The following is a 1,530-nucleotide window of genomic DNA, read 5'->3' on the forward strand; positions in this document are numbered from 1 at the left end:
GCGGGCGGCCGGGGGTCGGCGCGGCGGGGGGCGCGCGCGGGGGTCGGGGCGCCGCCCTGGGCGCCCCGGTGGGCGGGCGGCGGGGCGCCGGCGCCGGGGCCGCATCGGCGCGCCCCCGGCCCCCCCGCGGCCCGGGGGCGGGGGGATAGGAGGCGCCCCGGCGGCAGGCGGGGGGGCCCGGGGGGCTGGAGTGCGGCCGATGCGTGCCCGGCGTCAGCGCCCCGCTGCCCGGCAAGTGGGACGACAAGGGCGACGCCCGGATCGCCGCCTTCGCGCACTACGACGAGGCCCACCGCCCGGCCGACGACGTGCTCACCGAGCAGGAGATCGCAGAGGTGGAGCGCTGGCCGCTGTCGGACGCACAGCGCACCGTGCTGCACTGGGCCGAGCACGCCGAACTGCGCGAGTACGACGACGGGTTCTGGGCCCTGGACTGTGTCCCGGACCGCTGGGACGTCAACAAGCGCGTGGCCCGCGCGCGGGTGACCGGACTGTGGGCGGCCGGACTGCTGGACGTGCACCTGGACAGCTCCGGCCGCCGCCTCGTGAAGTCGCAGAAGGGACGCCGAGTGGCCCGTCTCCTGGGGCGCGCCGAGCGCCAGGGCGTCGCCGAGGCCGCAGCGAAAGACGCCAAGCTCACCCCGCTCCCCAAGCGCAGCGGCGGCTACCCGCTGCTGTCCGAGGGGCGCTACTTCAAGGGCGAGCAGCAGCCCGCCGACGACGCATCCCCGGCGGAGCCTACGGCCGTTCCCGCGCCCGCCCAGGCTGCCCCGCCGGCGGCCGCCGCCGTGCGCGCCGACCAGCCCCTGTTGCGGCGCCTGTTCGCCCCGCGCACCGCTCTCGAACAGCGCCCTGCGCACGACATCCGCACCGTCATCCGGAGGCCCCAGCGGGTGCTCACCGATGAGGAGCGCGAGCGGGTACGGGACACGGCCCTGCTGAACCTGCAAGGCGCTCTGATCATGGGCATCACCGACCCGGTCCCCAACCCCTCGCCCATGCCGGAGGAGGCGGGCGCGTGGGTGCGCGAGCACGTGTGGCCCGAGCACTTCCAGAAGATCGAGCGCAAGTATCCGCATGGCTTCGCGCGCTGGAGCATGTGCGAGCGGGGCACCTGCTGGAACTGCCTCTCCGGGCGGTGCGATCTGTGCGTGCACCGGCAGAAGGGCGGCCCGGACGTCGACGACAACCGGGACTGGGTGCGCAACCAGGAGGGTCGATTCATCGCCCCGCTCATCCTGCGGCCCGGCGGAGAGTCGTGCGTGTGGTGGTGCCGGTGCGCCTGCCCCAAGGACGGCCCAACTCCCGCCCGTCCGGCGCCGAAGGAGGCACCCGCTCCGGCCGATCCGCCGGCGACGCCCGCGCCCGCTCCGGCGCCAGCCGCGACGCCGGTTCGGGCACCCGAAGAAGGCGCCCTCCAGGCCACTTTGTGGTGACGCGGGGGGCTCCGCCCACCCGCACCCCCCGGCCCTCCCTCGGAGGGGGCAGGGGGGTGCGGGCGGGCCTGCTCCAGGGCCGGGTGCGCGCGCA

1 protein-coding gene is annotated in these 1,530 nt (G+C 76.9%); it reads left to right on the plus strand.

Annotated features, from left to right (window positions below; genetic code table 11):
* Nucleotides 1–203: 203 nt before the first annotated feature.
* Nucleotides 204–1,436 (plus strand): DUF6248 family natural product biosynthesis protein, encoded by a 1,233-nt coding sequence (locus GV126_RS32465; protein ID WP_159674544.1) that lies wholly within the window; start codon nucleotides 204–206, stop codon nucleotides 1,434–1,436.
* Nucleotides 1,437–1,530: the final 94 nt, after the last annotated feature.

This window comes from Streptomyces mexicanus (assembly GCF_902506575.1).
Taxonomy (GTDB): domain Bacteria; phylum Actinomycetota; class Actinomycetes; order Streptomycetales; family Streptomycetaceae; genus Streptomyces; species Streptomyces mexicanus.